Source organism: Enterobacter cloacae complex sp. 402C9, from assembly GCF_050030745.1.
GTDB classification, from domain to species: Bacteria; Pseudomonadota; Gammaproteobacteria; order Enterobacterales; family Enterobacteriaceae; genus Enterobacter; species Enterobacter intestinihominis.
The window spans coordinates 704,109-727,584 of the sequence record NZ_JBLGUW010000001.1 but is presented as its reverse complement, the minus strand read 5'-3'; the positions used below and the strand labels follow the sequence as shown (position 1 = coordinate 727,584).

Here is a 23,476-nt window from a genome sequence, read left to right as displayed (position 1 = left end):
TCACCCTGGCCCTCTCCCACGGGGAGAGGGAAAACACCTTAACGGCTCACCACCTTCAACAGGATCTCGCCGTACACCGGCATCAGCGGGTGGCGGATCAGCGCCACCAGCGCTACCACCGCCACGCCGAGCGTAAGTGGGGCCAGCCAGAGCAGGCGCGTGCGCGGGAGATAGCGGGTCAGGCGATCGACACTCGCTTTCGCGCTGCGCCACAGGCGCCAGCAGAGCCAAACCGCCAGCCACAGCAGCACCGCCGTACCCAGCAGCAGCCATTTAAACTCACCGCTTTGCATACCGTCAGGAATATCAATCGCCGCGCCCGCCAGGATACCCGGCAGGAAGTAGAACGGCGGCCAGAAGACGCAGCCGATTATGTTCGGCACCACAAACTTCGCGACGGGCAGATCCAGCATCCCGGCCACCATCGGCACCAGTGGACGCGTTGGCCCAACGAAGCGCCCCACGAGGATGGTGAACATGCTGTGCTGGTGCAGCGCATGCTCGGTTTTATCCAGCAGCGCTTTGTTTTTTTTCATGAACGACCAGCGGTGTAGCGGCTTCTTAAAGCGCCAGCCCAGCCAGAAGGAGATCCAGTCCCCCAGCAAACAGCCGATAATACCGGCCATCCACGCCTGCCAGAAATTGACTTCGCCGCTGCCGATAAGCGCCCCAAGCCCCGCCATCATCACGGTGCCGGGCAGGATCAGCCCGACCAGCGCCAGCGACTCCAGAAACGCCACCAGCGCCACGGCGATGAGCGAATACATAACGGACTGGGTAATAAAATGTTCCAGCAATGCCTGCATAACTATTCCGGTCAGAAAACGAATCAGCGATTCTGCTTAGCGCCCTGCACCGCGTCAAGGCATCAATTGTCTGAATAGTTTACAAGATGCGCCTGAAGTTCACCTGAATGTTTACCGATTATTCACATCCCGCACGGAATTCGCTCGGGCTGGCACCGGTGCACTTCTTAAACACGCGAGAGAAATAGAGCTGATCTTCAAAGCCGACGTTACGCCCGACGGTGGCGATAGGCATTCGGGTGGTGCTGAGCAGCAGTTTCGCCTGGCTGATGCGCTGATCCTCGCGCCAGCTGAGTACGCTCACGCCAAGCTGCTGGCGGAACAGATGCGACAGCCGTGACGGCGACAGGCACACATGCTGGGCGACGCTGGCAATATCAAACTGGCTGTCGGCAAGGTGGTCGCTGATGTACTGGCAGGCGTCGCGGACGCGGTTGTCCAGCGGCGGATTAAGCGACTCGTTGATGGCCTCCATGCGGCGCAGCAGCACCTGTTCAAGCAGGTTGATGGCCAGCAGTTCGGCGTAGCGCCCTCCCGCCTGCCCTGCCTCAATAATCTGTGCAAACAGCTCACGGAACTGCGCCAGATGCGCCTCATCCGGGCGATAAAAACCGGTTTGCGCGAAAATGGCCGGCCACGAGAGCCACTCCTGCCAGTAGGCGCGCGGACGGAAATAGACCCACTGGTGATACCACTCTTTGGCATCCGGGTGGCGTCCGTAGTGGTGGATCTCCCCCGGCGGGAACAGCAGCATATCACCAGGGCGGCAGATAAACTGCCGATCGCCGTTTTTAATCACCCCTTCCCCGCGAACGGTCAGGTTCAGAATATACCCTTTCATTCCGAGCGGTCGATCGACGTAGAAATCAAGGTACCCCTCGGCCTCAATGGGCGTCAGCCCCGCCACCAGATGGGCGTTAAATGAGTATCCCGGCAGCAGGGGATCGTTTTGCGGTTCGGCCATAGATTCAGTTCTCCCAAGGGTCCTGAAGGAAACCAATTGTCCATATCGATAAAAGCAGTATAAAAATGGCCCGCGAAAAGATCCAAAAAGCATCACGCCTCTTTTACGTCCGCCATGTTTCAGCCTTTTTCCCTGATTTCTCCACCAGCACGGGCGGTTAAGCAGTAACAAAAGTGTCTATAAGTACGGCAGAAATGTCCACATTGAATATTTGCACGACGTCACACTTTCCGCTGCTACAGCAATTTAGTCCATAAGATTAGCGGATCCTGCCTGACGATCTTTGTCCCCAGTCTCTAATGTTCTTCCATACCTGTTTTGGATGGAGCAACACCATGGCAATTGCAATTGGCCTCGATTTTGGCAGCGACTCAGTTCGCGCGCTGGCAGTGGACTGTACGACTGGCCAGGAGATAGCAACCAGCGTTGAGTGGTATCCGCGCTGGCAAGAGGGGCGCTACTGCGATGCGCCGAACAACCAGTTCCGTCACCACCCGCGCGATTACATTGAATCAATGGAAGCGGCGATCAAAACCGTGCTGGCGGAGCTGACGGATGCCCAGCGGGCCGACGTCGTGGGGATTGGCGTCGACAGTACCGGTTCAACGCCAGCCCCGGTTGATGCAGAAGGCCGCGTACTGGCGCTTCGCCCGGAGTTTGCCGATAACCCGAACGCCATGTTTGTGCTGTGGAAAGACCATACCGCCGTGGAAGAGGCGGAAGCCATCACCCGCTTATGCCACCAGCCGGGCAAAACCGACTACTCGCGCTACATCGGCGGGATCTACTCCAGCGAATGGTTCTGGGCAAAAATCCTGCACGTTACCCGCGCGGACGCGTCGGTCGCACAGGCAGCGGCGTCATGGATTGAGCTGTGCGACTGGGTTCCCGCTCTGCTTTCCGGCACCACTCGCCCGCAGGCTATTCGCCGTGGCCGTTGCAGCGCCGGGCATAAATCGCTGTGGCATGAAAGCTGGGGTGGTCTGCCTCCGGCAGCGTTCTTCGATGAACTCGACCCGATCATCAACAAAAACCTGACATACCCGCTGTTTACCGACACCTTCACCGCCGATATTCCGGTCGGCATGCTCTGCGAGGAGTGGGCGAAACGCCTCGGTCTGCCGCAAAACGTGACCATTTCCGGCGGCGCGTTCGACTGCCATATGGGCGCCGTGGGCGCGGGTGCGCAGCCTAACACGCTGGTGAAAGTGATTGGCACCTCCACCTGCGACATTCTGACGGCGGATAAAACGACCGTTGGCGACCGCGCGGTGAAGGGTATCTGCGGTCAGGTTGACGGCAGCGTGGTGCCTGATTTTATCGGCCTCGAAGCGGGTCAGTCCGCGTTTGGCGATATCTACGCCTGGTTTGGCCGGGTGCTCGGCTGGCCGCTGGATCAGCTGGCGGCCGCGCATCCTGAACTGAAAAACCAGATTACCACGAGCAAAAAACAGCTCCTGCCGCAGCTCACCGAAGCCTGGGCAAAAAATCCGTCTCTCGATCACCTGCCGGTGGTGCTGGACTGGTTCAACGGCCGTCGTACGCCGTTTGCCAACCAGCGTCTGAAAGGGGTGATTACCGATCTCAACCTGGCGACCGACGCGCCCGCGCTGTTTGGCGGCCTGATCGCCGCCACCGCGTTCGGCGCGCGCGCCATCATGGAGTGCTTCACCGGGCAGGGCATTGACGTGAACAACGTGATGGCTTTGGGCGGTATCGCCCGTAAAAACCCGGTGATCATGCAGGCCTGCTGCGACGTGCTCAACCGTCCGCTGCAAATTGTGGCCTCCGATCAGTGCTGTGCGCTGGGCGCAGCGATTTTCGCTGCCGTGGCCGCAGGCGTCCATGCGGATATCCCGACCGCGCAACAGCATATGGCGAGCGCCGTCGAAAGTACGCTTCAGCCGCAGGCTCAGCAGGCACAACGCTTTGAACAGCTTTATCAGCGCTACCAGCAATGGGCAAAAAGCGCCGAACTTCACTATCTCCCTGTCGCCGCCCCGGCCAAAAGCACCGCGGACACTACGGCAACCCTGACACTTTAAGGACACGATAATGACCATTTTTAATAATTATGAAGTGTGGTTTGTGATTGGCAGCCAGCATTTATACGGACCGGAAGCGTTGCAGCAGGTGACGAAACACGCGGAGCACGTTGTGAATGCGCTGAACGCGGAAGCCAAACTGCCGTGCAAACTGGTGCTGAAGCCGCTGGGTACTACGCCGGACGAAATCACTAACATCTGCCGCGATGCCAATTACGATGACAAATGCGCTGGCCTGGTGGTGTGGCTGCACACCTTCTCGCCAGCCAAAATGTGGATCAACGGCCTGGCTATCCTCAACAAACCGCTGCTGCAATTCCACACTCAGTTCAACGCCTCCCTACCGTGGGACAGCATCGACATGGACTTCATGAACCTGAATCAGACCGCGCACGGCGGTCGCGAGTTCGGCTTCATCGGCGCACGTATGCGTCAACAACATGCCGTGGTGACCGGCCACTGGCAGGACGGCCAGGCACAAAAACGCATTGGCTCCTGGATGCGTCAGGCGGTCTCTAAGCAGGATACCCGTCACCTTAAAGTGGTGCGTTTCGGCGACAACATGCGTGAAGTTGCCGTAACCGACGGCGACAAAGTGGCCGCGCAGATCAAGTTCGGCTTCTCCGTGAATACCTGGGCAGTGGGCGACCTGGTGCAGGTGGTGAATGACATCAGCGATGGCGACGTTAACGCGCTGGTGGACGAGTACGAAAGCAGCTACCGCCTGACGCCTGCGGCACAGGTCAACGGCGACAAGCGCCAGAACGTGCTGGATGCCGCACGCATTGAACTGGGCATGAAGCGCTTCCTGGAACAGGGCGGCTTCCATGCCTTCACCACCACCTTTGAAGATCTCCACGGCCTGAAACAGCTCCCGGGTCTGGCGGTACAACGTCTGATGCAGCAGGGCTACGGTTTTGCGGGCGAAGGCGACTGGAAAACTGCCGCTCTGCTTCGCATCATGAAGGTGATGTCGACCGGTCTGCAGGGCGGCACCTCCTTTATGGAGGACTACACCTACCACTTCGAGAACGGCAACGATCTGGTGCTCGGCTCGCACATGCTGGAAGTGTGTCCCTCTATCGCCGTCGAAGAGAAACCGATCCTCGATGTGCAGTACCTCGGCATTGGCGGCAAAGCGGATCCGGCCCGTCTGATCTTCAACACCCGTACCGGCCCGGCCATTAACGCCAGCCTGATCGACCTCGGCGATCGTTTCCGCCTGCTGGTGAACTGCGTCGATGCGGTGGAAACTCCGCATTCTCTGCCGAAACTGCCGGTCGCCAACGCCCTGTGGAAAGCGCAACCTGACCTGCCAACCGCGTCGGAAGCCTGGATCCTGGCCGGCGGCGCGCACCACACCGTCTTCAGCCACGCGCTAGACCTGAACGATATGCGTCAGTTTGCCGAGCTGCACGACATCGAACTGACCGTGATTGATAACGACACCCATCTGCCAGCCTTTAAAGACGCGCTGCGCTGGAACGAAGTCTATTACGGTTCAAAACGCTAAGCCCTGAATGCCCGGTGGCACTTCGTTTACCGGGCCTACGGTTCTGTAGGCCGGATAAGCGCAGCGCCATCCGGCAGGAGACGACAATGTTAGAAGATCTCAAACGTCAGGTACTCGAAGCCAACCTGGCGCTGCCAAAACATAACCTGGTGACCCTGACTTGGGGCAACGTCAGCGCCGTTGACCGGGAAAAAGGCGTGTTCGTGATCAAGCCTTCGGGCGTGGATTACACGGTGATGACCGCGGAAGATATGGTGGTGGTCAGCATCGAAACGGGTGAAGTGGTTGAAGGCGATAAAAAGCCCTCCTCCGATACGCCCACTCACCGCCTGCTGTATCAGGCCTTCCCGACCATCGGTGGGATTGTGCATACCCATTCGCGTCACGCGACCATCTGGGCGCAGGCGGGCCAGCCAATTCCGGCCACCGGCACCACCCACGCGGACTACTTTTACGGCACCATTCCCTGCACGCGTCTGATGACCGATGCGGAGATCGGCGGTGAGTACGAATGGGAAACCGGGAACGTGATCGTCGAAACCTTCGAAAAACAGGGTATCGACGCGGCGCAAATGCCCGGCGTGCTGGTGCACTCCCACGGTCCGTTTGCCTGGGGTAAAAACGCGGAGGACGCGGTGCACAACGCGATCGTGCTGGAGGAAGTCGCCTACATGGGGATCTTCTGCCGCCAGCTGGCACCGCAGTTGCCGGATATGCAGCAAACCCTGCTGGATAAGCATTATCTGCGCAAGCACGGCGCGAAGGCGTACTACGGGCAGTAAAACATTGTCCAGTGGCGCTGCGCTTATCGGGCCTACGGATCCTGTTGGCCGGATAAGCGTAGCGCCATCCGGCAAAACAGGCACTGTATAAAACCCCAGCAAATACCCCTCAACCAGGCTATAATCAGGCCTGGTTTTGTTTTGTGGGATAGCGGCGTGGCACAGGCGCAAGAAGGCTTTTTACTGACCCGACACTGGCGGGATACCCCTCAGGGCACCGAGGTTGCGTTCTGGCTGGCGACGGATAACGGCCCGCTGCACGTTACCCTGCCGCCTCAGGAGTCCGTGGCGTTTATCCCTGAACACCACGTCGAGAAAGTAAAGCAGCTGCTGCGCGGTGAAAACGGCTGGCGCCTTACTCCCCTTGAGCTAAAAGACTTCCACCGCCAGCCGGTTTATGGCCTCTACTGCCGCGCCCATCGCCAGCTGATGCGCTATGAAAAATTGCTCCGCGAAGCGGGCGTGACGCTCTATGAAGCGGACATTCGCCCGCCGGAACGTTTTCTGATGGAGCGGTTTATCACCGCCTCCGTCTGGGTGGACGGCGCTGAGCAGAACGGTTGTCTCGTGAACGCGCGCCTGAAGCCTAACCCGCACTATCGCCCGCCGCTGAAGTGGGTCTCGCTGGATATCGAAACCACCCGTCACGGCGAGCTGTACTGCATCGGCCTGGAGGGCTGTGGGCAGCGGGTTGTCTATATGCTCGGGCCCCCGAACGGCGATGCGTCCGCGCTGGATTTTCATCTGGAATACGTTATCAGCCGACCACAGCTGCTGGAGAAGCTTAATCAGTGGTTTGCCGAGCACGATCCCGACGTGCTGATCGGCTGGAACGTGGTGCAGTTTGACCTGCGCGTGCTGCAAAAACATGCCGAGCGGTACCGCATTCCCCTGACGTTAGGGCGCGGAAACACGGAGCTGGAGTGGCGAGAGCACGGTTTTAAGAACGGCGTATTCTTCGCACAGGCTAACGGTCGCCTGATTGTCGACGGCATCGAGGCGCTGAAATCCGCCTTCTGGAACTTCTCTTCCTTCTCGCTGGAAGCGGTCGCCCAGGCGCTGCTCGGTGAAGGTAAATCCATCGACAATCCCTGGGACCGAATGGACGAGATCGACCGGCGCTTTAATGAGGATAAGCCAGCGCTCGCTACCTATAACCTGAAAGACTGTGAGCTGGTAACGCAGATTTTCCATAAAACCGAGATCATGCCCTTCCTGCTGGAACGCGCAACGGTAAACGGTCTCGCGGTCGACAGGCACGGCGGCTCGGTAGCGGCCTTCAGCCACCTCTATTTCCCGCGGATGCACCGGGCGGGCTATGTGGCCCCTAACCTCGGTGACGTGCCGCCGCAGGCCAGTCCCGGCGGTTACGTGATGGATTCACGGCCCGGGCTGTATGATTCGGTGCTGGTGCTGGATTATAAAAGTCTGTACCCGTCGATTATCCGCACATTTCTGATTGATCCGGTAGGGCTGGTCGAGGGGATGGCGCAGCCAGACGATGCGCACAGTACTGAAGGTTTTCTCGGGGCACGCTTCTCGCGCGAAAAGCACTGCCTGCCTGAGATCGTGGGAAATATCTGGCACGGCCGTGACGAGGCAAAACGCCACGGCAACAAGCCGCTCTCACAGGCGCTGAAAATCATTATGAATGCCTTTTACGGGGTGCTGGGCACCAGCGCCTGCCGCTTCTTTGATCCGCGTCTGGCGTCGTCCATCACCATGCGCGGGCACGACATTATGCGCCAGACCAAAGCGTTGATTGAATCCCGGGGTTATGACGTTATTTATGGCGACACCGATTCCACCTTTGTCTGGCTGAAATCGGCCCATTCAGAAGACGACGCCGCGCAAATCGGCAAAGAACTGGTCGCCTTCGTGAACGCCTGGTGGCGCGAAAGTTTGCAAAAAGAGCGGTTAACCAGTGCGTTAGAGCTGGAGTTTGAAACCCATTTTGCCCGCTTTTTAATGCCGACCATTCGCGGTACCGACCAGGGCAGCAAGAAGCGCTACGCCGGACTGATTCAGGAAGGCGACAAGCAGCGGATGGTGTTTAAAGGGCTGGAGACAGTGCGCACCGACTGGACGCCGCTGGCACAGCAGTTTCAGCAAACGCTTTATCTGCGGGTGTTCCGCAATGAGCCGTATCAGGACTACGTGCGCGAGACGATAGCCAGCCTGATGGCGGGCGAACTTGACGCGCAGCTGGTGTATCGCAAGCGCCTGCGCCGCCCGCTGGCGGAGTACCAGCGTAACGTTCCTCCGCACGTCCGCGCGGCGCGACTGGCAGATGAAGAGAACGTTCGCCGGGGCCGCGCGCCGCAGTATCAGAACCGGGGAACGATCAAATACGTCTGGACAACGAACGGACCAGAACCCGTTGATTACCAGCAGTCTCCGCTCGATTACGATCACTACCTGACCCGCCAGCTTCAGCCTGTTGCGGAGGGAATTTTACCGTTCATCAACGACGACTTTGCTACACTAGTGACAGGACAACTTGGGCTATTTTGACGCGTGACGAAACCGTTGCCATCCAGTACCATAGCGCCCTTTCCATTCCCGGACCCATTTTTCGATGACCGTCTTTTTTGACGGGGTCGAACTATTGCCTGCAATTAAAGATTAGAGCCGAACAACTATGCCTTTTACACTTGGTCAACGCTGGATCAGCGATACAGAAAGCGAACTTGGATTAGGAACCGTCGTTGCCGTCGATGCGCGCATGGTTACCCTCCTTTTCCCTGCTACCGGTGAAAACCGCCTGTACGCTCGCAATGACTCCCCTGTTACCCGCGTAATGTTCAATCCGGGTGATACCGTGACCAGCCATGACGGCTGGCAACTGAAGGTTGAAGACGTAAAAGAAGAGAATGGACTGCTCGCCTACATCGGAACGCGTCTTGATACCGACGAGACAAATGTCATCCTGCGTGAAGTGCTGCTCGACAGCAAACTGGTGTTCAGTAAGCCACAGGACCGTCTGTTTGCCGGGCAAATCGACCGAATGGATCGCTTCTCCCTGCGCTACCGCGCGCGTAAGTTCCAGAGTGAGCAGTACCGCATGCCGTGGAGCGGCCTGCGCGGTCAGCGTACCAGCCTTATTCCCCATCAGCTGAATATCGCCCATGACGTGGGCCGTCGCCATGCGCCTCGCGTGCTGCTGGCTGACGAAGTGGGCCTGGGTAAAACCATCGAAGCAGGCATGATCCTGCACCAGCAGCTGCTCTCTGGCGCTGCCGAGCGCGTGCTGATTGTGGTTCCAGAAACGCTGCAACATCAGTGGCTGGTTGAAATGCTGCGCCGCTTTAACCTGCGCTTCTCCCTGTTCGACGATGAGCGCTATGCCGAAGCCCAGCACGACGCGGACAACCCGTTTGAAACCGAACAGCTGGTCATTTGTTCCCTGGACTTCGTGCGCCGTAGCAAGCAGCGCCTGGAGCATCTGTGCGACGCTGAATGGGATCTGATGGTCGTCGACGAAGCGCACCACCTCGTCTGGAGCGAAGACGCGCCAAGCCGTGAATACATGGCGATTGAGCAGCTTGCCGAGCGCGTACCGGGCGTTCTGCTCCTGACCGCCACGCCGGAGCAGCTGGGTCTTGAGAGCCACTTCGCCCGTCTGCGTCTGCTCGATCCCAACCGTTTCCACGATTTTGAGCAGTTTGTTGAAGAGCAGAAAAACTACCGCCCGGTGGCGGACGCCGTCGCGCTGCTGCTGGCCGGTAATCGTCTCTCTAATGATGAGCTTAACACTCTCAGCGATCTGATTGGCGAGCAGGATATTGAGCCGCTGCTTCAGGCCGCGAACAGCGACAGCGATAATGCGGGATCCGCGCGTAAAGAGCTGATCGACATGCTGATGGATCGCCACGGTACCAGCCGCGTGCTGTTCCGTAACACCCGTAACGGCGTGAAAGGCTTCCCGAAACGCGAGCTGCACACCATCAAACTGCCGCTGCCGACCCAGTACCAGACGGCGATTAAAGTCTCCGGCATTATGGGTACCCGTAAATCTGCGGAAGATCGCGCGCGCGACATGCTCTACCCGGAGCAGATTTATCAGGAATTCGAAGGCGACACCGGCACCTGGTGGAACTTCGATCCGCGCGTGGAGTGGTTGATGGGCTACCTCACCGCTCACCGTTCCCAGAAAGTGCTGGTGATCTGCGCCAAAGCCGCTACCGCATTGCAGCTGGAGCAGGTTCTGCGTGAGCGCGAAGGCATTCGCGCCGCCGTGTTCCACGAAGGCATGTCCATAGTTGAGCGCGATCGTGCAGCAGCCTGGTTTGGTGAAGAGGACAGCGGCGCGCAGGTTCTGCTGTGCTCTGAAATCGGTTCTGAAGGCCGTAACTTCCAGTTCGCCAGCAATCTGGTGATGTTCGATCTGCCGTTTAACCCGGATCTGCTGGAGCAGCGTATCGGCCGTCTGGATCGTATCGGGCAGGCGCACGATATTCAGATCCACGTGCCGTATCTGGAGAAAACCGCCCAGTCCGTGCTGGTGCGCTGGTACCACGAAGGGCTGGACGCGTTTGAACACACCTGCCCGACCGGCCGCACCATTTACGATCAGGTCCATGGCGATCTGATCGGTTACCTGGCCGCGCCTGAAAATAGTGAGGGCTTCGATGAGCTGATTAAATCCTGCCGTGAGAAGCACGACGCACTGAAAGCGCAGCTGGAGCAGGGTCGCGATCGCCTGCTGGAGATCCACTCCAACGGCGGTGAAAAAGCGCAGCAGCTGGCCGAAAGCATTGAAGAGCAGGACGACGACACCAGCCTGATCAGCTTCTCCATGAATCTGTTCGACATCGTCGGTATAAACCAGGACGATCGCGGCGAGAACATGATCGTGCTGACCCCGTCCGATCATATGCTGGTGCCGGATTTCCCGGGCCTGCCGGAAGACGGCTGCACAATCACCTTTGAGCGTGATGTGGCGCTGTCCCGCGAAGACGCACAGTTCATTACCTGGGAGCACCCGCTGATCCGCAACGGTCTGGATCTGATCCTCTCCGGCGATACCGGCAGCAGCACCATTTCCCTGTTGAAGAACAAAGCCTTGCCTGTGGGCACGCTGCTGGTGGAGCTGATCTACGTTGTGGAAGCGCAGGCGCCGAAACAGCTTCAGCTTAACCGCTTCCTCCCGCCAACGCCGGTGCGTCTGCTGCTGGATAAAAACGGTACGAATCTGGCCGGCCAGGTGGAGTTTGAAAGCTTCAACCGTCAGTTGAGCGCGGTGAACCGCCATACCGGCAGCAAGCTGGTGAATGCGGTGCAACAGGACGTGCATGCCATTCTGCAACTGGGTGAAACCCAGGCCGAAAAAGCGGCCAGAGTGCTGATTGATGCGGCGCGCAGCGAAGCCGATGAGAAGCTTTCTGCCGAGCTGTCGCGTCTGGAAGCGTTGAAAGCGGTAAACCCGAACATTCGTGACGATGAGCTGGCCGCAATTGAGAGCAACCGCCAGCAGGTGCTGGAAAGCCTGAATCAGGCGGGATGGCGTCTCGACGCCCTGCGTCTTATCGTTGTGACGCATCAGTAAGCGGAGCGCAAAATGGTAATGGAGCCCTACAATCCCCCGATGGATCCGTGGCTGGTCATTCTGTATCAGGACGAGCACATTATGGTGGTTAACAAGCCGAGCGGCCTGTTGTCCGTGCCGGGGCGTCTGGAAGAGCATAAAGACAGCGTGATGACGCGTATCCAGCGCGATTATCCCCAGGCCGAGTCTGTCCATCGTCTGGATATGGCGACCAGCGGCGTGATTGTGGTGGCTCTTAATAAGGCGGCAGAACGTGAGCTGAAGCGTCAGTTCCGCGAGCGTGAGCCGAAGAAGCAGTATGTCGCCCGCGTGTGGGGCCATCCGGCGCAGGCGGAAGGGCTGGTGGATTTACCGCTGATTTGCGACTGGCCGAACCGGCCAAAGCAGAAGGTGTGTTATGAAACCGGCAAGGCTGCGCAGACCGAGTATGAAGTGCTGGAGTACGCGCCGGATAATACCGCGCGCGTCCTGCTGAAGCCGATTACCGGGCGCTCCCACCAGCTGCGTGTGCATATGCTTGCGATGGGTCACCCGATTCTGGGTGACAGATTCTATGCGCCGCCGGAAGCGCTGGCGTTAGCGCCGCGCCTGCAACTGCATGCGCAGACGCTCACCATCACCCACCCTGCTTTCGGCAACGCCATGACGTTCAAAGCCCCGGTGGACTTCTGAAAAAATGGCCCGACACTGTCGGGCCATTTTTTTATTTAAAACCTTTCTGCTCTTTAATCAGCTCGTAGGCTTTCTGGATTTCCTGCGCTTTCTGTTTCGCCATCTCCATCATCTCAGGCGGCAGGCCTTTCGCCACCAGCTTATCCGGATGGTGCTCGCTCATCAGCTTACGATAGGCGCGTTTGATGGTCGTGACATCGTCAGAGGGCTTCACGCCGAGGACATTACAGGCATCTTCAAGCGTAGGGCCACGCTGCGCCTGCTGCCACCCGCCACCGGACGATTGCTGTTGATAACCGCCGCCAAAGTGCGCGCCGCCCTGCATCATGCGCAGGAACTGATCGAACTGCATGCGGGAAATGCCCAGCTCTTCAGCAATCACATACAGGACGTCCCGTTCATTCGGATGCAGAGAGCCATCCGCGAAGGCGGCCTGGATTTGAATTTCCAGAAACATCCGAATTAAATCAAAGCGCCCGAAGCAGATGCTACGGAACTGCCGCATTTTTTCACGCAGCGGGTAGTTATCCGCTTTACCAATCCGGAATGCATTCTGCGCCGCGACGCGGGATTCGCCGTGCAGATTCATGCGATCCATAAAGACGCTGGCAACCTGAATATCGGCTTCCGTTACGCGCCCTTTTGATTTGGTTAAGTGCCCCATCACCTCGAAGGTGGTGGAGAAAAAGAGTGACTGGCGCTCGCGCTGGTTGGCAAACCAGGCCATTTTGCGGCTGCGTGCTTTATCAAACATATGGCCGATAATGAGGCCAAGAACAACACCCCAGAATCCGGCACCCATAATAATTGCGAACGCAACGCCGATTATTTTACCCCAATACTGCATATACTCCCCGAATGGTCATGTTCCTGGCCGACGCAACGCCATCATTACAGTGGTCGCGCCACGGTCAATTGAGGGACATCGCCTATAATTTGCATTATCATACTCGTCATTCGATAGCGAGCCTAACACTCTGGCGCGCAAACGGGCAGGATTAACGCTGGTACTGCGCTGATGAGTAAGATAGTCTCTGAGCGTTTGTAAGCCGTAGCCACTGATGACGGAACAATAAAATACAACGTATGAAAAAACGTATCCCCACCCTTCTGGCCACAATGATTGGCACCGCCCTGTACAGCCAACAGGGGCTCGCAGCCGATCTCGCCTCGCAGTGTATGCTTGGCGTCCCAAGTTACAATCGCCCACTGGTGAAAGGCGATACGAATGACTTACCCGTCACCATTAATGCCGACAGCGCAAAAGGTAATTATCCTGACAATGCAACCTTTACGGGCAATGTCGATATTAACCAGGGAAACAGCCGTCTGCTGGCTGACGAAGTGCAATTGCACCAGAAGCAGCCGGAAGGTGCTCAGGCGCCTGTCCGTACGGTGGATGCGCTGGGTAATGTGCACTATGACGACAATCAGGTCATCCTGAAAGGTCCGAAAGCCTGGTCGAATCTGAATACCAAAGACACCAACGTCTGGGAAGGTGATTATCAGATGGTCGGTCGTCAGGGGCGCGGTACCGCAGACCTGATGAAGCAGCGCGGCGAGAACCGCTACACCATTCTCGAAAACGGCTCGTTTACGTCCTGTTTGCCAGGGTCAAATACCTGGAGCGTTGTGGGCAGCGAAGTGATCCACGACCGTGAAGAACAGGTTGCAGAGATCTGGAACGCCCGTTTTAAACTCGGCCCGGTGCCCATTTTCTATAGTCCTTACCTGCAACTGCCTGTGGGTGACAAACGTCGTTCAGGCTTCCTGATCCCGAACGCCAAGTACAGCACGTCGAACTACTTTGAGTTCTACCTGCCGTACTACTGGAACATTGCGCCCAACATGGACGCCACGATCACGCCGCACTACATCCATAAGCGCGGTAACATCATGTGGGAGAACGAATTCCGCTATCTGACCAAAGCGGGCGCGGGCCTGATGGAGTTTGATTATCTGCCATCAGATAAGGAGTTCCAGGACGAACATCCGAGCGAAGGTGATAAGCACCGCTGGATGTACTACTGGCAGCACGCCGGGGTAATGGATCAGGTTTGGCGCTTCAACATCGACTACACCAAAGTCAGCGATCCGTATTACTTCAACGACTTCGACTCTAAATACGGGTCCAGTACCGACGGTTACGCCACGCAGATATTCAGCGTGGGCTACGCCATTGAAAATTTTGACGCAACGGTGTCGACCAAGCAGTTCCAGGTGTTTGATACGCAAACAAACAGCACCTACGGTGCAGAGCCGCAGCTGGACGTGAACTGGTACCAGAACGATGTGGGTCCTTTCGACACGCACGTTTACGCTCAGGCGGTCCATTTCGTCAACACCAACTCGGATATGCCGGAATCAACGCGTCTGCATATCGAGCCGACGATCAATCTGCCGTGGTCAAACGACTGGGCAAGCCTGAATACCGAAGCCAAGCTGATGGCCACCCACTATCAGCAGAAAAATCTGGACTGGTATAACAAACGCTATGGCACCGATCTTGAAGAGTCGGTAAACCGTACGCTTCCGCAGTTCAAAATGGACGGGAAGCTGATTTTCGAACGTGACATGGCTCTTCTCGCGGATGGATACACCCAGACGCTTGAGCCACGTATGCAGTATCTGTACGTGCCTTATCGCGATCAGAGCAAAATTCAAAACTACGACTCGTCCTTCCTGCAATCAGACTACAGCGGCCTGTTCCGCGATCGTACCTACGGCGGCCTTGACCGTATTGCGTCTGCTAACCAGTTAACGACCGGCGTCACAACGCGCGTTTATGATGATGCTGCCGTTGAACGTTTTAACGTTTCTGTTGGTCAAATCTACTATTTCACCGAGTCTCGTACCGGTGATGACGACATTAACTGGGAGAAAGACAACAAAACGGGCTCACTGGTATGGGCGGGCGACACCTACTGGCGTATGACGGATCGTTGGGGTCTGCGCGGTGGTGTTCAGTACGATACACGACTGGACAATATCGCGACGGGCAGCGCTGCCATCGAATATCGTCGTGATGAAGATCGCATGTTGCAGTTGACGTACCGTTACGCCAGCCCGGAGTATATCCAGGCGACATTGCCAAACTATGCGAATACAGACCAATACAAAGACGGTATTTCACAGGTGGGTACCGCCGCGAGCTGGCCGATCGCCGATCGTTGGTCAGTCGTCGGAGCCTACTACTATGACACGAATGCCCAAAAACCTGCTGACCAGATGCTGGGTCTGCAATATAACTCCTGCTGTTACGCAATACGTGTCGGTTACGAACGCAAACTTAACGGCTGGGATACGCAAAACAGTCAGGGCAAATACGATAACGTGATTGGCTTTAATATCGAGTTGCGCGGGCTGAGCTCTAACTACGGTCTGGGCACGCAGCAGATGCTGCGCTCGAACATTCTGCCGTATCGTAGTTCATTGTAATGTGCTTGATTTACAACGTAATCCGCTTTGCGGTTAATTGAAATGGAAAAAGTATGAAGAACTGGAAAACGCTGCTACTCGGTGTCGCTATGGTTGCGAATACCAGCTTCGCGGCCCCACAGGTTGTCGATAAAGTCGCGGCTGTGGTTAACAACGGCGTCGTGCTTGAAAGTGACGTTGACGGTTTGATGAAATCTGTAAAGCTCAACTCGGGCCAGGCAGGTCAACAACTTCCGGATGACGCTACGCTGCGCCACCAGATCCTGGAACGTCTGATCATGGATCAGATTGTCCTGCAAATGGGCCAGAAAATGGGTGTGAAGATCTCTGACGAGCAGCTCGATCAGGCGATCGCTAACATTGCAAAGCAGAACAACATTACCCCGGACCAGATGCGTAGCCGCCTGGCCTATGACGGCATCAGCTATGCCACCTACCGTAATCAGATCCGTAAAGAGATGCTGATTTCAGAAGTGCGTAACAATGAAGTCCGTCGCCGCGTCACCATCCTGCCTCAGGAAGTGGATGCCCTGGCGAAACAGGTGGGTAATCAGAATGATGCCAGCACTGAACTTAACCTGAGCCACATCCTGATCCCACTGCCGGAAAACCCAACCTCCGATCAGGCGGCTGAGGCGGAAAGTCAGGCGCGCGCTATCGTTGAGCAGGCGCGTAATGGCGATGACTTCGGCAAACTGGCGATCACCTACTCTGCTGACCAGCAGGCGCTGAAAGGCGGCCAGATGGGCTGGGGCCGTATTCAGGAGCTGCCATCCCTGTTTGCCCAGGCGCTGAGCACGGCGAAGAAAGGCGACATCGTCGGTCCAATCCGTTCCGGTGTGGGCTTCCACATTCTGAAAGTGAACGACCTGCGCGGTCAGAGCCAGAACATTTCGGTTACCGAAGTGCATGCGCGCCATATCCTGCTCAAACCGTCTCCGATCATGACTGACGATCAGGCCCGTGCGAAGCTGGAACAGATCGCCGCAGACATCAAGAGCGGTAAAACCACCTTCGATAAAGCGGCAAAAGAGTTCTCTCAGGATCCTGGCTCTGCAAACCAGGGCGGTGACCTGGGTTGGGCGGCAGCGGATATTTACGATCCAGCTTTCCGCGATGCGTTAATGAAGCTGAATAAGGGTCAGATGAGCGCGCCAGTGCACTCCTCCTTCGGCTGGCATCTGATCCAGCTGATTGACACGCGCAACGTGGACAAAACCGACGCGGCGCAGAAAGATCGTGCGTATCGGATGCTGTTTAACCGTAAGTTCTCTGAAGAAGCCGCAACCTGGATGCAGGAACAACGCGCCAGCGCTTACGTGAAAGTGTTGAGCAACTAATGAAACCGCATCGTGTTGTGATCACTCCCGGCGAACCCGCCGGGATTGGGCCTGACCTTGTGGTTCAGCTCGCCCAGCGCAGCTGGCCGGTAGAGTTGGTTGTTTGCGCAGATGCAACACTGTTACAAGACCGGGCAGCCTTGCTCGGTCTGCCTTTAACGCTCCTCCCTTACGTTGAAGGTCAACAGCCCGCACCGCAGCAGGCTGGTACTCTCACCCTGCTTTCTGTTCCGCTCCGTGCACCTGTTGTCCCCGGTGAGTTACACATCGAAAACGGCCACTACGTTGTCGAGACGCTGGTGCGCGCCTGTGAAGGTTGCCTTCAGGGCGAATTTGCAGCCCTGATCACCGGTCCGGTGCATAAAGGCGTAATCAACGACGCGGGCATTCCGTTTACCGGGCATACCGAATTTTTCGAAGAGCGTTCGCACAGCCCGAAAGTGGTGATGATGCTGGCAACCGAAGCAATGCGCGTTGCGCTGGTAACAACGCACCTGCCGATCAAAGCCATTCCGGATGCCATTACGCCTGAACTCCTGCGTGAGATCATTGGCATTTTGCATCACGATCTGCAAACCAAATTCGGTATTCCGCAGCCGCATGTGCTGGTTTGCGGCCTGAATCCGCACGCGGGTGAGGGCGGACATATGGGCACTGAAGAGATCGACACCATCATTCCGGTGCTTGAGGAGATGCGGGCGAAGGGGATGAACCTCAGCGGGCCACTGCCTGCCGACACCCTTTTCCAGCCCAAATACCTGGATAAAGCCGATGCCGTACTCGCGATGTACCACGATCAGGGTCTGCCCGTGCTAAAATACCAGGGATTTGGTCGCGGGGTGAATATCACCCTCGGCTTACCCTTTATTCGAACGTCCGTTGACCACGGTACTGCGCTGGATCTGGCAGGCCAGGGAAAAGCAGATGTCGGCAGTTTTATCACGGCGCTTAATCTCGCCATCAAAATGATTGTTAATACTCAATGACTAATCGAGTCCATCAGGGCCACTTAGCCCGTAAACGCTTCGGGCAAAACTTCCTCAACGATCAGTTTGTGATCGACAGTATCGTTTCTGCCATTAATCCGCAGAAAGGCCAGGCCATGGTCGAAATCGGCCCGGGTCTTGCCGCGCTGACCGAGCCGGTAGGCGAACGCCTTGACGAACTGACCGTTATCGAACTCGACCGCGATCTGGCCGCGCGTCTGCAAACGCACCCTTTCCTCGGGCCGAAGCTGACGATTTATCAGCAGGATGCGATGACCATGAACTTTGGCGAACTGTCAGAAAAAATGGGACAGCCGCTGCGCGTGTTCGGTAACCTGCCGTACAACATCTCCACCCCGCTGATGTTCCATCTGTTTAGCTATACTGATGCCATTGCCGACATGCACTTCATGTTGCAAAAAGAGGTCGTTAACCGTCTGGTTGCAGGGCCGAACAGTAAAGCGTATGGTCGTTTAAGCGTGATGGCGCAATATTACTGCAACGTGATCCCGGTATTAGAAGTGCCGCCTTCCGCGTTCACGCCACCACCAAAAGTGGATTCTGCGGTTGTGCGCCTGGTGCCACATAAAACGATGCCGTATCCGGTCAAAGACCTGCGCGTGCTGAGCCGTATCACGACAGAAGCCTTTAACCAGCGCCGTAAAACGATTCGTAACAGCCTTGGCAATCTGTTTACCGTTGACGTATTAGCTGAGTTGGGCATCGACCCGGCAATGCGTGCGGAAAATATTTCCGTAGAGCAGTACTGCAAGCTGGCTAATTACATCAGCGACAATGCGCCGCCGAAGGAGAGCTAAGCCATGATTGATTCGCCCCGCGTCTGTGTTCAGGTTCAAAGCGTCTACATTGAGTCCCAATCCACACCGGATGAAGAACGTTTTGTCTTTGCTTATACCGTAACCATTCGCAATCTGGGGCGGATGCCTGTGCAACTGCTCGGGCGCTACTGGCTTATCACCAACGGCAATGGCCGCGAAATTGAAGTCCAGGGTGAAGGTGTGGTCGGTGAACAACCCCATATCGCCCCTGGCGAAGAGTATCAGTACACCAGCGGTGCGGTCATTGAAACGCCACTGGGTACCATGCAAGGCCATTACGAAATGGTCGATGCCGACGGTAATGCTTTCCGCATTGCTATTCCTGTGTTCCGTCTCGCCGTACCTACACTTATTCATTAATCTAATGTCTACATATCTGATTGGCGACGTTCACGGTTGCTACGATGAACTGATCGCATTATTAAAACAGGTCGATTTTACTCCCGGGCAGGACACGCTCTGGCTTACAGGCGATTTAGTGGCGCGCGGCCCTGGCTCCCTTGACGTCCTGCGTTACGTCAAATCTCTGGGCGACAGCGTGCGGCTGGTACTGGGCAACCACGATCTGCATCTGCTGGCCGTATACGCCGGGATCAGCCGTAATAAGCCGAAAGATCGCATTACCCCCCTGCTGGAAGCACCGGATGCCGATGAGTTGCTCAACTGGCTGCGTCGCCAGCCACTGCTACAGATTGACGAAGAGAAAAAGCTGGTGATGGCTCATGCCGGCATCACGCCTCAGTGGGATCTTGAGACGGCAAAAACCTGTGCGCGCGACGCCGAAGCGGTGCTGGCGAGCGACTCCTACCCGTTCTTCCTTGATGCGATGTACGGCGACATGCCGAATAACTGGAGTGATGACCTCAGCGGCCTGGCGCGGCTACGTTTTATCACCAATGCCTTTACGCGGATGCGCTACTGCTTCCCGAACGGGCAGCTGGATATGTATTGCAAAGATACGCCGGAAAATGCCCCTGCGCCGCTTAAGCCATGGTTTGCGATTCCGGGCCCCGTGACAAACGAATATAGCGTGGTATTTGGGCACTGGGCATCACTGGAAGGAAAAGGCACCCCGGAAAATATCTATGCGCTGGATACCGGATGCTGCTGGGGCGGGGATTTAACCTGCTTACGCTGGGAAGATAAAACCTACTTTGTCCAGCCATCCAACCGACAGCTGGATTTAGGCGAGGGAGAGGCGGTCGCCTCCTGAAGATGTTTATCCTCTCCCTTTGGGGAGAGGATAAAAACGTTAACGACGTTCCAGAATTTCGAAGCAGTAGCTGTGCGAGTTCTGCGCATCCGCATCGTGAAACTCACTGAATACGGACTCCCACTCGTCCGGATCGTAATCCGGAAAATGGGTATCCCCTTCCACTTCCGCATCAATGTGCGTCAGATACAGTTTCTGCGCTTTTGGCAGGAACTGCTCATACACGCGACCACCACCGATCACCATGATCTCTTCGGCATCGCCGCAGGCGGCAATCGCTTCATCAACGGATTTCACCCACTGCACGCGATCGTCAGTGCCCGGCTGGCTACTGATCACAATATTCTTACGACCCGGCAATGGACGACCAATCGACTCCCAGGTCAGGCGGCCCATCACTACCGGCTTGTTTAACGTAGTACGTTTAAACCATGCGAGATCGGCAGGCAGGTTCCACGGCATGGCGTTTTCCATGCCGATAACGCGGTCTACCGCCAGCGCTGCAATCAGACTGATCATTGAAAATTTCCCGGATGCAAAAAATTGCCGCCACTATACGGAAAGCTTAATCTTTCGTCGACTGGCGGCAGGGTAAAGAATTAGAAATTTTTTAATATTGCTGGCAACTCCACTTCACGCAGAGGGTTTACTCTCCGGTTCATCCGCAGGATCGCCGGTATGCTTGCCCTCTTCCGTCCCCTGCCAGCCGTGGCGCTGAACCAGCGACAGGTGATTACGATCCTCGTTGATGATTTCCGTCAGCATGGTGCTGGTGCGTTTAAACACCGCTGCGCGTTCGGTTGCCGTACTGCTCGCCATCGCCACCATCTCTTCAACCATCTCATGGTTAAAGCGGCGGAACAGATCGGCACGTTCACGCGCTTCATACGCACCAAGCCCCAGACTTTCCAGCGCCATGCGGCCAGATTTGAGCGCCCCTTCGAAGGTTTCACGTTCAGGGGCTGCCACCCCCGCCTGACGCAGCTGGATGTAGTGATCCACATCGCGCGCACGTGAGATAATGGTCAGATGCGGAAAATGCTCTTTAACCAGCTCAACCATCTGCATGCTGGTCTCAGGATCGTCGATGGCGTTAATCAGCACCTCGGCTTTCGCCGCCCCGGCGGATTCCAGCAGGTCCGCCCGGGTCGCATCACCGTAAAACACTTTCATATCGAATTTACGCAGCGTATCAACATGGTCAGGATCGTGATCGAGGATAACCATTTTCACACCGCTGGAGAGCAGTAAACGGCCGGCGATCTGCCCGAAGCGGCCAAATCCGGCGATGATCACGCGCGGCTGCTCCTCGTCGATCTCATCGGCTTCTCGCTCCTGTTCGCTTCCCGTTTTTTCCAGACGCGTCAGCAGCACCAGCAGAATTGGCGTTGCGGCCATCGACAGCGCGACCGCCAGCGTCAGCGCTTTTGCCCATTCCGGATCGAGTACATTTGCCATTTGCGCTGCGCCGAAGACCACGAAAGCAAACTCACTCCCCTGCCCCAGCAGCACGGCAAACCAACGGCGTTGCGGTTTTGGCACGTTTAACGGTCGGGCAATCAGCCACAGCATCGCCATTTTAATGACCAGGAAACCCACCAGCAGAATGATGATGCGCAGCGGGTGGGTTACCAGCGTCCCGAAGTCGATAGACATCCCGACGCCGATGAAAAACAGCCCAAGCAGCAATCCTTTAAACGGCTCGATATCGCTTTCCAGCGCGTGACGATATTCGGAGCTTGCCAGTAAGACCCCTGCGAGGAAAGCGCCCATCGCCATCGACAGCCCAGCCTCTTCAAGCAGCAATCCAAAACCAAACACCAGGAATAACGCAACGGCGCTGAATACTTCGCGCAGGCCAGAGCGAGCCACAAAGCGCAGCAACGGACGCGTTACGTAGCGCCCCAGAAGAATTACCAGCGCCAGCGCACCGACAACCTTCAGCGCAGATAAGGCAAATGCCCCCAGCGTCGTTGAAGCGCCGCTGGTTGCCAGCAGCGGGATCATCGCTACCAGCGGGATGGCGGCAATATCCTGGAACAGCAGTACGGAGAAGGTGCTGCGCCCCATTTGCGAGACCGTCAGGTTACGTTCGTTCATTGCCTGCATGGCAATCGCCGTCGAGGAGAGCGCCAGCGTCATGCCGATCAGCTCTGCGACTTTCCACTCCATCCCCAGCAAAATGCAGAACCCGCCCAACAGCAGACCGCAGGCCAGCATTTGCAAAGCGCCACCGCCAAACACCGAGGCGCGCAGTTTCCACAGCCGCTGCGGATCCAATTCCAGGCCAATCACAAACAGCATCAGCACCACGCCGATTTCCGCAAAATGCAGGATTGACTCGGCATCAGTCACCAGCCGAAAGCCCCAGGGGCCAATCACACACCCGGCAATCAGATAGCCGAGCACCGAGCCCAGCCCCAGACGGACCGCCACGGGCACAATTAATGCCGCCGCGCCGAGGTAAATCAGCGCCTGTATCATCGTATGGCTATCCATTGTGCCCCTCCTGCCACTCGAGTAAGCGTTGTTTGTAGTGACGAGCCTGCGCCTGCAAGGTTTCATCGTCGCAGACAAAGGTACAGTGCATTGCAAAAGGCGGAAGCCAGTTCAGGCCACAGTAAAGGGCGGTAGCCTGGAGCGGCTGCGCCAGCACGTCAAATCCGGGGAAAGCGCCAATCTCAAAGTGGCTTTCACCCCCACCGGTGGTTACAGCCCACATCAGGCTTTTTCCCTGAAGCGCTTTGCCGTTATGTCCGTATGCCCAACCGTGCGACAAGACTTTATCGATCCACAATTTCAGCAGCGGAGGTGTGCTGTACCACTGCATCGGATGCTGCCAGACGATCAGATCGGCACGAGAGAGCGCCTCCTGTTCGGCGGCGACATCGATACTGAAATCAGGATAGAGTTGATAGAGGGAACGTATCTCAACGTTTTCGAGCGTCCTTGCCTGCTCAAGCATCCGTTTATTCGCATGCGAATGTTGCGGATAGGGATGCGCATAAATTATCAGAACCATGAATATGCCTGTCTTTTACTTTTCTTGTAGCATTGAGTGTAGACAGTTACCACCCCGACTTAAAGGGGCTATCTAACGGTTAAAAGTAAAACGCAAGTATTGGCAACCCATCCCACCTTACCAGCGACAGTGGCGCTAAACACGAAGAGCGATACGCGAGACAAATTCATCCTACAAAATAGTTATGGCCATTCATATTATCATCAGATATTTTTAGAGAAACTTAAGTCATTATTTAATAAATCAACCTGTACATAACCCATTGAAAAAATAATAATTTTATGCTTTTTTGTTTTAAGCTCACGCTT

The 23,476-nt window shown here is 56.5% G+C and carries 18 protein-coding genes; 12 read left to right on the top strand and 6 right to left on the bottom strand.

Annotated features, from left to right (window positions below; translation table 11 throughout):
* Nucleotides 1–38: 38 nt before the first annotated feature.
* Together ACQG1K_RS03450 and araC are read right to left on the bottom strand one after the other, a co-directional pair.
* On the bottom strand, nt 39–806 hold the full coding sequence (locus tag ACQG1K_RS03450; RefSeq protein WP_017383796.1) for a DedA family protein: 768 nt from the start codon (nt 804–806) through the stop codon (nt 39–41).
* Nucleotides 807–924: 118 nt separating this feature from the next.
* Nucleotides 925–1,770 (bottom strand): arabinose operon transcriptional regulator AraC, encoded by an 846-nt coding sequence (gene araC, locus ACQG1K_RS03445; protein ID WP_032625458.1) that lies wholly within the window; start codon nt 1,768–1,770, stop codon nt 925–927.
* A 335-nt stretch (nt 1,771–2,105) separates the two neighbouring features.
* Here araC and araB point away from each other — a divergent pair, with 335 nt between their 5' ends.
* The 6 genes from araB to rluA all read left to right on the top strand — a co-directional run bounded on the left by araB (nt 2,106) and on the right by rluA (nt 12,330).
* Complete coding sequence (araB, locus tag ACQG1K_RS03440; RefSeq protein ID WP_367074847.1) at nt 2,106–3,815, top strand: ribulokinase; 1,710 nt, start codon at nt 2,106–2,108, stop codon at nt 3,813–3,815.
* Nucleotides 3,816–3,825: 10 nt separating this feature from the next.
* Complete coding sequence (gene araA, locus ACQG1K_RS03435; protein WP_367074849.1) at nt 3,826–5,328, top strand: L-arabinose isomerase; 1,503 nt, start codon at nt 3,826–3,828, stop codon at nt 5,326–5,328.
* A gap of 86 nt (nt 5,329–5,414) precedes the next feature.
* Nucleotides 5,415–6,110 carry an L-ribulose-5-phosphate 4-epimerase gene (gene araD / locus ACQG1K_RS03430; protein ID WP_022647024.1) on the top strand — a complete coding sequence of 232 codons (696 nt, stop codon included), beginning with the start codon at nt 5,415–5,417 and terminating at the stop codon, nt 6,108–6,110.
* Nucleotides 6,111–6,266: 156 nt separating this feature from the next.
* Nucleotides 6,267–8,624, top strand: a complete 2,358-nt coding sequence (polB, locus tag ACQG1K_RS03425; protein ID WP_426720954.1) for a DNA polymerase II — start codon at nt 6,267–6,269, stop codon at nt 8,622–8,624.
* Nucleotides 8,625–8,751: 127 nt separating this feature from the next.
* Nucleotides 8,752–11,658 (top strand): RNA polymerase-associated protein RapA, encoded by a 2,907-nt coding sequence (gene rapA, locus ACQG1K_RS03420; protein WP_023299306.1) that lies wholly within the window; start codon nt 8,752–8,754, stop codon nt 11,656–11,658.
* A 12-nt stretch (nt 11,659–11,670) separates the two neighbouring features.
* Nucleotides 11,671–12,330, top strand: a complete 660-nt coding sequence (rluA, locus tag ACQG1K_RS03415; RefSeq protein WP_003856412.1) for a bifunctional tRNA pseudouridine(32) synthase/23S rRNA pseudouridine(746) synthase RluA — start codon at nt 11,671–11,673, stop codon at nt 12,328–12,330.
* Between the two features lie 31 nt (nt 12,331–12,361).
* On the opposite strand, the gene djlA is transcribed toward rluA, so the two are convergent.
* Nucleotides 12,362–13,177 carry a co-chaperone DjlA gene (gene djlA, locus ACQG1K_RS03410; RefSeq protein ID WP_023299305.1) on the bottom strand — a complete coding sequence of 272 codons (816 nt, stop codon included), beginning with the start codon at nt 13,175–13,177 and terminating at the stop codon, nt 12,362–12,364.
* Nucleotides 13,178–13,416: 239 nt separating this feature from the next.
* Here djlA and lptD point away from each other — a divergent pair, with 239 nt between their 5' ends.
* Genes lptD through apaH form a run of 6 tightly spaced genes read left to right on the top strand, consistent with a single transcriptional unit; the run spans nt 13,417 to nt 20,146 of the window.
* Entirely contained in the window at nt 13,417–15,768 is a 2,352-nt protein-coding gene (gene lptD, locus ACQG1K_RS03405; RefSeq protein WP_063200391.1) for an LPS assembly protein LptD, read from the top strand.
* Nucleotides 15,769–15,821: 53 nt separating this feature from the next.
* Complete coding sequence (surA, locus tag ACQG1K_RS03400) at nt 15,822–17,108, top strand: peptidylprolyl isomerase SurA (RefSeq protein ID WP_180250646.1); 1,287 nt, start codon at nt 15,822–15,824, stop codon at nt 17,106–17,108.
* Complete coding sequence (gene pdxA, locus ACQG1K_RS03395; RefSeq protein ID WP_063200397.1) at nt 17,108–18,094, top strand: 4-hydroxythreonine-4-phosphate dehydrogenase PdxA; 987 nt, start codon at nt 17,108–17,110, stop codon at nt 18,092–18,094. Before surA ends, pdxA begins: the two co-directional genes overlap by 1 nt.
* Complete coding sequence (rsmA, locus tag ACQG1K_RS03390) at nt 18,091–18,912, top strand: 16S rRNA (adenine(1518)-N(6)/adenine(1519)-N(6))-dimethyltransferase RsmA (RefSeq protein WP_003856423.1); 822 nt, start codon at nt 18,091–18,093, stop codon at nt 18,910–18,912. Before pdxA ends, rsmA begins: the two co-directional genes overlap by 4 nt.
* A 3-nt stretch (nt 18,913–18,915) precedes the next feature.
* Entirely contained in the window at nt 18,916–19,293 is a 378-nt protein-coding gene (gene apaG / locus ACQG1K_RS03385; protein ID WP_003856425.1) for a Co2+/Mg2+ efflux protein ApaG, read from the top strand.
* A 4-nt stretch (nt 19,294–19,297) separates the two neighbouring features.
* On the top strand, nt 19,298–20,146 hold the full coding sequence (gene apaH, locus ACQG1K_RS03380) for a bis(5'-nucleosyl)-tetraphosphatase (symmetrical) ApaH (RefSeq protein ID WP_022647017.1): 849 nt from the start codon (nt 19,298–19,300) through the stop codon (nt 20,144–20,146).
* A 39-nt stretch (nt 20,147–20,185) separates the two neighbouring features.
* Here the strand turns inward: apaH and folA are convergent, their stop codons facing one another.
* The 3 genes from folA to kefF form a co-directional block, all read right to left on the bottom strand.
* Nucleotides 20,186–20,665, bottom strand: coding sequence for a type 3 dihydrofolate reductase (gene folA / locus ACQG1K_RS03375; protein ID WP_003856431.1), 480 nt, complete (start codon nt 20,663–20,665; stop codon nt 20,186–20,188).
* Between the two features lie 114 nt (nt 20,666–20,779).
* Nucleotides 20,780–22,645 (bottom strand): glutathione-regulated potassium-efflux system protein KefC, encoded by a 1,866-nt coding sequence (kefC, locus tag ACQG1K_RS03370; protein WP_022647016.1) that lies wholly within the window; start codon nt 22,643–22,645, stop codon nt 20,780–20,782.
* Nucleotides 22,638–23,168, bottom strand: a complete 531-nt coding sequence (gene kefF, locus ACQG1K_RS03365) for a glutathione-regulated potassium-efflux system oxidoreductase KefF (protein ID WP_023305423.1) — start codon at nt 23,166–23,168, stop codon at nt 22,638–22,640. The genes kefC and kefF overlap by 8 nt, the downstream gene beginning before the upstream one ends.
* Between the last annotated feature and the right edge of the window lie 308 nt (nt 23,169–23,476).